This window comes from Cupriavidus sp. 05N39 (assembly GCF_056397325.1).
Map to the genome: position 1 here is coordinate 1 of NZ_JBFTNE010000178.1, position 7735 is coordinate 7735.

7 protein-coding genes and 1 pseudogene are annotated in these 7735 nt (G+C 63.7%); 6 read left to right on the forward strand and 2 right to left on the reverse strand.

Annotated features, from left to right (window positions below; all coding sequences use genetic code 11):
• Positions 1-127 precede the first annotated feature (127 nt).
• Positions 128-517, forward strand: a complete 390-nt coding sequence (locus AC1DN0_RS39485) for a hypothetical protein (protein WP_441636609.1) — start codon at positions 128-130, stop codon at positions 515-517.
• 149 nt (positions 518-666) lie between these two features.
• Here AC1DN0_RS39485 and AC1DN0_RS39490 read toward each other — a convergent pair whose 3' ends face one another.
• Positions 667-1479: a hypothetical protein gene (locus tag AC1DN0_RS39490; protein WP_441636611.1), complete on the reverse strand. Its 813-nt coding sequence runs from the start codon at positions 1477-1479 to the stop codon at positions 667-669.
• 480 nt (positions 1480-1959) lie between these two features.
• Entirely contained in the window at positions 1960-2883 is a 924-nt protein-coding gene (locus AC1DN0_RS39495; protein ID WP_441636613.1) for a LysR substrate-binding domain-containing protein, read from the reverse strand.
• A 107-nt stretch (positions 2884-2990) separates the two neighbouring features.
• Between AC1DN0_RS39495 and AC1DN0_RS39500 the strand changes: the two genes are divergently transcribed.
• From AC1DN0_RS39500 to AC1DN0_RS39520, 5 genes and pseudogenes are all read left to right on the forward strand, one after another.
• Positions 2991-3239 (forward strand): DUF2917 domain-containing protein, encoded by a 249-nt coding sequence (locus AC1DN0_RS39500; RefSeq protein WP_441636615.1) that lies wholly within the window; start codon positions 2991-2993, stop codon positions 3237-3239.
• A 64-nt stretch (positions 3240-3303) separates the two neighbouring features.
• Positions 3304-4122: a crotonase/enoyl-CoA hydratase family protein gene (locus AC1DN0_RS39505; protein WP_441636616.1), complete on the forward strand. Its 819-nt coding sequence runs from the start codon at positions 3304-3306 to the stop codon at positions 4120-4122.
• 159 nt (positions 4123-4281) lie between these two features.
• Entirely contained in the window at positions 4282-5580 is a 1299-nt protein-coding gene (gene tcuC / locus AC1DN0_RS39510) for an MFS transporter (protein ID WP_441636618.1), read from the forward strand.
• Positions 5581-5892: 312 nt separating this feature from the next.
• Complete coding sequence (locus AC1DN0_RS39515) at positions 5893-7446, forward strand: class I adenylate-forming enzyme family protein (protein WP_441636620.1); 1554 nt, start codon at positions 5893-5895, stop codon at positions 7444-7446.
• 139 nt (positions 7447-7585) lie between these two features.
• A pseudogene (locus AC1DN0_RS39520) lies at positions 7586-7735 on the forward strand (thiolase domain-containing protein); the annotation flags it as partial.

The window sequence follows — 7735 nt, forward strand, 5'->3', positions numbered from 1 at the left end:
GGCACATCCTGCATACATCCCCGGACCTCTACATCCTCATTAATTATCAGCCGAAGGACAATGAGCCTGACTATGTCCGCGCATCCTGCTAGGCTGTCGAGGAAGGAAATCCGCAGTTACACTCACGATGACCACTACTTTCCATGGAATGAAATTGCGCTTACTCGGAAGAAGTCGTCGTTATGCATTAGGAATTCTGATAATGTGGCAGGATACATTGTCGTTCACGGCAAAATTCCTGACAATTTCGGCACTTTTATTCGGGGTTAATAATTCGATCGCTTGCAACCCGGGAGAGCACCATTACGTTCACTTTACCGATGCATCAGATGAATCGAGTGGCGCAGAGGCAGGAAAACTCGGAACGTGGATAGTTATTTTAAAAAAATATCAAAATCATCAGATTTTTTTGGATATGCAAAACGCAAAATCGAAGAATATTCAACATAGACAACAGATTGCATCATCGGGATTATTGGACTTGCACTTCTGCATTCTTTTAATCCAAGTCGGATAACGGCCATGAATGCGCGCACGACACCCCACCAAAGTCTGGCTTGACGTATTGCGCATCACAGCCGCCAACCCAGCCGCGATGCACCGCGGCTCATCCGGCAAGACGCCCCCTGCCAGCCTGCCAGGGGGCGCGCGCCAATATGCCAGTGTTTATCGCACTACCGGGGCTGCCGAAACACCGGCAGCCGCTGCTTTCGTCACCTGCTCCATAAAGAACGCCGCGCGCAGCCTGGAAACAGCGGCTTGCGTGCTCTCGTCCACCGACTTCATCAGGTTGGCATATTCCGGCGCCTCGTCCCATTCGCCGGTCACGGGCGTGTGGACCCGTACCGGCTCATACCATTGCAGCCGGTTGGTGCGCAGATCGATCAGCTGGCCCACGAGCGAAACATAGCCCTCCGGTGCGCCAAGCGGCATGAAGCCGTAGTACTGGCGCGCCGTGCCAAGCCAGCGCGGCGCCACCAGCAGCAGCCGGTCCGCACCATATTGTTTTGCCAGCGGCCGGTAGTCCATCTCGGCGACGCCGTCTCCGGAGCCTTCTGTGAATTTCTTCAATTGCTCCATATCCAGCGGCTCAGGCACCAGCACGACCTTGATCTGACGCGACTCCAGGCCCTTCGCGAATTCCTGCGGCAGCGCCTTCACCACGGAGAAATCCTGACGCTGCAAACGCTCCACGATCGCCTGCGCGTTGGCCTTGTTGATCGCGTAGTCAAGAATCCCCTGCGCGCCGACCATGCTGTGGTTGGGCTCCGGCAGCTTTTGCACTGCCACGGCCACAGTGCTCGTCCGGTCATCGAAGAGCTTCGTGGAGGCGGGGATCGGCTTTTGCACGACAGCACAACCAGCCAGCAAACTGAGCGCCAGGAACAGCCCGGCAAGACGGATACGACCCATGATTTTCCTTGTTGATTTACGTCGTCGAACGCAGCGCTGGCGGCAACCCTCGGCCAGATTCCTCATAGCGAGGCTTGCCTAACCACGTGGTGCGTTCTCTTTTTTGCCGGTGGCGCATCCGTGCCCACGGATGGAAGGGGAAGTGAATCAAGCTACGTGAGATGGCGACGCCATTATCGACATGACTTTTCACGCCCCTCGCGTCCGCAGCCCCGGATTGGGGCGGGGATAGGCGCATCACCAGCGTCTCGTTGGTATCGGCGTCGAAGTTGGCGTCCAGTACCCCACTGAAGTCTGGCTTGACGCCTTGATCCACAATCCGCCTGCACTCGCCGCCAAGTTGGGGCGCTGCGATTCGGACAGGTTTTGTGAAATGGCGCCGGCTGTAATACGAATATTCTTAATTGGATTTGCGGAAATTTCCGATCTTCAACAATCCACGTTCGAAAGACGCCAGTCGCGCCTCGGAAACCGGCGCGCTTCGTCGCTTGCGAAAATCGGCTACGCCAACGGCTGTCTCACCTTTACCGCCACGCGTATCCGCCCTCACCCGATCACTTCACCCGCCAACTCCATCTCAAGCCAGGCCCGAAACCGCTCCACCCCAGGTCGCACCACGCTCGACGCAACAATCTGGTAGGTCGGGCCCTCTGCCACATGCTCGGGCAGGACCACCTGCAACTGCCCGCTCTTGAGCATCGGCAGCACCATCGGCGTACGCCCTATCGCAATGCCCGCCTGCTGGGCGGCGGCATTCAGCACATGCGCGTACTGCGAAAAATACAGGCACGCCTGCTTGGACGAGCGCATCAGGCCCAGGCGCTGGTACCACTGTGTCCACGACATCCAGTCAAAGCGGGCGCCGGGGTCATGGAACACCAGCAAAGGCGTATCGAGGATCTGCCGCGCCTCCGTAATGCGTGCCGCCACGGCCGGCGCGGCCACCAGCAGCAGGCGCTCTTGCAGCAGTGGGCGGGGATCGTCCCGGCCAAGCGGATGCGCGTTGAGCCGGATGGCGAGGTCGATGCCTTCGCGTTCGAGGTTGAGCATCGCTTCCGAGGCATCGATGCGAACGTCGATGCCGGGCTCGGCCGCCTGGAATCGCGCCAGCTTGGGCACCAGCCAGAGCGAGGCGAACGACGGCGTGGTGGTGACGGCGATGGAGATGCGGTCGACGGCAAGCAGGCGGTCGATAGCGGCGCCCAGCTGGCCAATTGACAAACGCGCCGCCTCAAACAGCTGGCGGCCTTCCGGTGTCAGGCTCAGGCCCTTGCCGCCGCGCAGGAACAGCGCCGCGCCAAGCACGTCCTCCAGGCTCTTGACCTGTTTGCTGACCGCCGATTGGGTGATRCAAAGCTCTTCGGCGGCGGCGGTGAAACTCAGGTGGCGCGCCGCGGATTCGAAGCCACGCAGGGCTTCCAGCGACATGGCGCGCAACGCATTGGTCGAGGCTCGGCTCAGGATTGACATGACGGCCAGGCATACCCTTGATGAAAAAGCTTCCGGGCGGCCCTGGCGGTTCCCGGCAAGAATGCAAGCACCGCTCCAGAGATTGGCGCGCTCGCCAGGAGGCTATCGTGAGCACTACGCAAGGCAACTGGATCCTCGGCCCGGACCCGCTGCGGATCCCGCTCGGAATGGGATCTTACCTGATCTGCACGGAGGGCATGGTGTGGCTCACGCAGCAGTCTGCCGCACTGGAAGCGGCTGGGCGCGACACGATACTGGCTTGCGGCGATCGCTTTTGCGCCGGGCGGGAGGCGGTGGTCTTTGTTTCCAGCTTTCGCGGCCGCCCGGCACGCATCGCCGTTCGCGGAACCGCCTGACCATTTCACCTCGCCTGCACCAGCACGGAAGTCAAGACAATGAGGACAACCACGGGATGCAAACATGACCGATATTACCGACATGGCCAACGCGAAAGAGCTGGTGCAATATGAACAACTCGGCCAGCATGCATTGTTGACACTGAACCGCCCCGGCAAGCTTAACGCCCTGAGCTATCCGCTCATCGACGCGCTGATGGACAGGCTCGATGCTCTTGAGGCCGACCCTGCCGTGCGTTGTGTCATCCTTACCGGCAGCGGTACGCGCGCCTTCAGCGCGGGCGCCGACATTGCAGGCTTCGCGCCGGACATCGCGGCTTCGCCGGAACAGGCGCTGCGCAGCTTCCTGCAGCGGGGACAGGCCATGACGCGGCGCATCGAAGCCTTCCCCAAGCCGGTCATCGCGGCGGTCAACGGCCTGGCTTTCGGCGGCGGTTGCGAGACCGTGGAAGCCTGCAGCTTGGCCATCGCGGCCGGGCACGCTACCTTTGCCAAACCCGAGATCAAGCTGGGCTTCCCGCCCACCTTCGGCGGCACCCAGCGCCTGCCGCGCCATGTGGGCCGCAAGCGCGCCAATGAAATGATCCTGACAGGCGAGCCCATCGACGCGGACGCCGCGCTGCGGTTCGGCCTGGTCAATCAGGTAGTGGATGCCGCTGACCTGCTGCCCGCCTGCCTGCGGCTGGCCGACCGGATTGCGCGGCATTCATCGATTGCCGTCACCGCCTCGCTGCGCGCGGTCCCGCGGGGCATCAACCTGCCGATCGACGAAGGCCTGGCGGTGGAAGCCATGCAGTTCATGATCGCCGCGGGTTCGCTCGATGCGCGCGAAGGCAGCCGCGCCTTCGTCGAAAAGCGTCCGGCGGTGTTTCGCGGGGCGTGAGCGGGCGTACCGGCCGTGGCGAAGCACTGGCGCTGGCACGCGCCGGGCTGGCAATGGCCGCTTGCAGCGCATATATTGACCAGCACAAGCGCGGCCAACTGGCCGGCCATCCGCCTCTGGCGGCGGATGGCCGGGACAGCGTGCCAAAGGAGACTGGCGATGCAAGCGGAGATGGCCGGCACGGCCGCACCCGACTCCTCCAGACTGGGCGCGGTGCTGCGCGTCACCAGCGGCAACTTCCTCGAACAGTTCGACTTCTTCCTGTTCGGCTTCTACGCCACCTATATCTCCCACGCTTTCTTTCCGGCCAATAGCGAGTTCGCCTCGCTGATGCTGACCTTCGCCGTGTTTGGCGCGGGGTTCCTGATGCGCCCGCTGGGCGCCATCATGCTGGGTGCCTATATCGACAAGGTGGGACGCCGCAAGGGACTGATCGTGACGCTGTCGCTCATGGCAAGCGGCACCATCCTGATCGCCCTCGTGCCAGGCTATGCCACCATCGGCCTGCTGGCGCCGCTGCTGGTGCTCACCGGCCGCCTGTTGCAGGGCTTCTCCGCGGGCGCCGAACTGGGCGGCGTTTCGGTCTACCTGGCTGAAATGGCAACGCCGGGCCACAAGGGCTTCTATACCGCTTGGCAGTCGGCCAGCCAGCAGATTGCCATCATCGTGGCGGCCGGGCTCGGCTTTGGCCTGAACCGCTGGCTGACCGCCGAGGAACTGGGTGCCTGGGGCTGGCGCATTCCGTTCTTTGTCGGCTGCCTGATCGTGCCTTTCCTTTTCGTGCTGCGCCGTTCGTTGCAGGAAACCGTGGAGTTCCGCGCCCGGCGGCACCATCCCAGCACGCGCGAGGTATTCGATTCCATGCTGCGCAACTGGCGCACGGTGCTGGCCGGCATGCTGCTGGTGGCAATGACCACCACCACGTTTTACCTGATCACCGTCTATACCCCGACCTTTGGCAAGACGGTGCTCAAGCTCAGCACCGCCGACAGCCTGGCAGTGACGCTGTGCGTGGGCATCTCCAACTTTCTCTGGCTGCCTGTTGGCGGCGCGCTCTCCGACCGCATCGGCCGCCGTCCTATCCTGCTGGCGATTTCGGCGATCGCCCTGGCCACAGCCTATCCCGCGCTATCGTGGCTGGCCGGCGCGCCCAGCTTCGAACGCATGCTGCTGGTGCTGCTGTGGCTCTCCTTCCTCTTTGGCATGTACAACGGCGCCATGGTGGTGGCGCTGACCGAGGTGATGCCGGTCGAGGTGCGGGTGGCGGGTTTCTCGCTGGCCTACAGCCTGGCCACGGCCGTGTTCGGCGGGTTTACGCCGGCAGTGTCGACCTACCTGATCGAGGCCACCGGCGACAAGGCCGCGCCGGGTTACTGGATGTCCTTTGCCGCTGCGTGCGGGTTGCTGGCCACCATCATCCTGTATCGCAAGGCGCGCCCCGTGGCCAAGGCATTTTGACGACAATCAGGCGCCGCAAACAGCATGATTTGGCAGCGCCGCCCCCTTGCGCACCGTTTCCGCACCGTTTCCGCACCATTTTCGCGCCGTTTGTGCACCGCACCAACCATTCCCGGCAAGCCCCTCTTCCAAAAAGCCAAATTGTCGAAGCCGGCGCAAGGCGCGACACTCCGTACCTGCAGCGGGCGCCACGGGCGCGGCGGGCAAGCCATCGCCCGCCCGGCATTGCGCCCGCCAGCCTGGCACGAGAACAAGGCAGCATGCCAGCCACGCGATAAGCAGGAACACCCCGAGAGCCGCAACGGCAGCCCTATGTCACCGACAAGCACTGACTTCACCCCCCTCGCCGCCTTGGTCGACGCTCAAGCCGCGCTACGGCCGCGGCACCCGGCCGTGGTGCTGGACCAGCGCAGCATTGACTTCGCCGGCCTGAACCGGCTCGCCGACCGCGTCGCCGCCGCGCTGCAGCGCGATGGTGTGCCGGCGCGGGGGGCCGTGGCCATCTGCGCGGCAACCTCGATCGAATACGTCGCCGCCTTCCTCGGCAGCCTGCGCGCCGGCGTGGCGGTGGCGCCGCTGTCCCCGGCCCTGAACCCGGAGACGCTGCGCGGCATGGTGCAGGATTCGGGGGCGCGCCGGCTGTTTATCGACGCCGGCACGCGCAGCGCCTTGCAAGGGCTGGAAGCCGAACTCGGGATTCCTTGCATCGCGCTGGACGACAGCGGCGCGGGCCTGGCCTTCACGGAGTGGCTGGCACCGCCGGACGCGCGCCCGGCGAGCGTCGACGTGCAGCCCGACTGGCCCTTCAACCTGATCTACTCGTCCGGCACCACCGGCGTGCCCAAGGGCATCATCCAGCCCTTCGGCATGCGCTCGTCGCACGTGCAGCGCGCCACCCAGGGCGGTTACGGCCCCGACAGCGTGGCGCTGCTATCGACCCCGCTGTACTCCAACACCACGCTGGTCAGCCTGTTTCCCACCTTGTCGCTGGGCGGCACCGTGGTGCTGATGCGCAAGTTCGACGCCGGCCAGTATCTCGAACTGGCGGCCAGGCACCGTGTCACCCACACCATGCTGGTGCCGGTGCAGTACCAGCGCATCCTGGCGCACCCGGATTTCGCCCGCACCGACTTGTCGTCGTTCCGCTACAAGTTTTGCACCAGCGCGCCCTTCGCCGCCGCACTGAAGGCTGAAGTGCTGGCACGCTGGCCCGGCGCGCTGATCGAGTACTACGGCATGACCGAGGGCGGTGGGCGGTGCGAGCTGCGCGCGCATGAACATCCGGACAAATTGCACACGGTCGGGCGCCCTTCCGCGGATACGGATATGCGGCTGCTGGACGACGATGGCCGGGAGTTGCCGGCCGATGCGCCGGCCGGCACGCCGGGCGAGATCGTCGGGCACTCGCCCGCGATGATGTCCGGCTACCACAATCATCCGGAGAAGACCGCGGAGGCCGAGTGGTTCGATGCCGCCGGCAAGCGCTTCATCCGCACGGGCGATGTCGGTTACTTCGATGCCGACGGCTTTCTCGTCCTGATGGACCGCAAGAAGGACATGGTCATCTCGGGTGGCTTCAATATCTATCCGAGCGATATCGAGGCGGTATTGCTGGAACATGCGGACATCGCCGACGCGGCCGTGGTCGGCGTGCCCTCGGAGCGCTGGGGCGAAACGCCGGTGGCCTTCGTGGTGCTGCAGCCGGGCGCCACGTCCGATACAGCCGGACTGCTGGACTGGGTCAACGGGCGGCTCGAAAAAATGCAGCGGCTTGCCGCACTGGTGTTGACGGACGAACTGCCGCGCAACGCTATCGGTAAAGTGCTCAAGCGCGACTTGCGCGAACAGTACGGGCGCGCGCCCTGAACGCGAAGCACGCCGCGACAAGCAAGAACGCGAGGCATCTGTTTTAATCATTTCGCCGGTTCGATGATTCGATGATTCGATGTTTCATTGATTCGACGATTGCAGGACAACAAAGTACCCCGAACAACCAGGGAGACCCATGAGCATCAAAGGCAAGGCATATATCGTCGGGGCCTACGAGCACCCGACCCGCAAGGCACCGGACAAGACCGTCGCGCAACTGCACGCCGAGTGCGCCAAGGGCGCGCTGGAGGACGCAGGACTCAGCCTGCAGGACGTGGATGGCTAT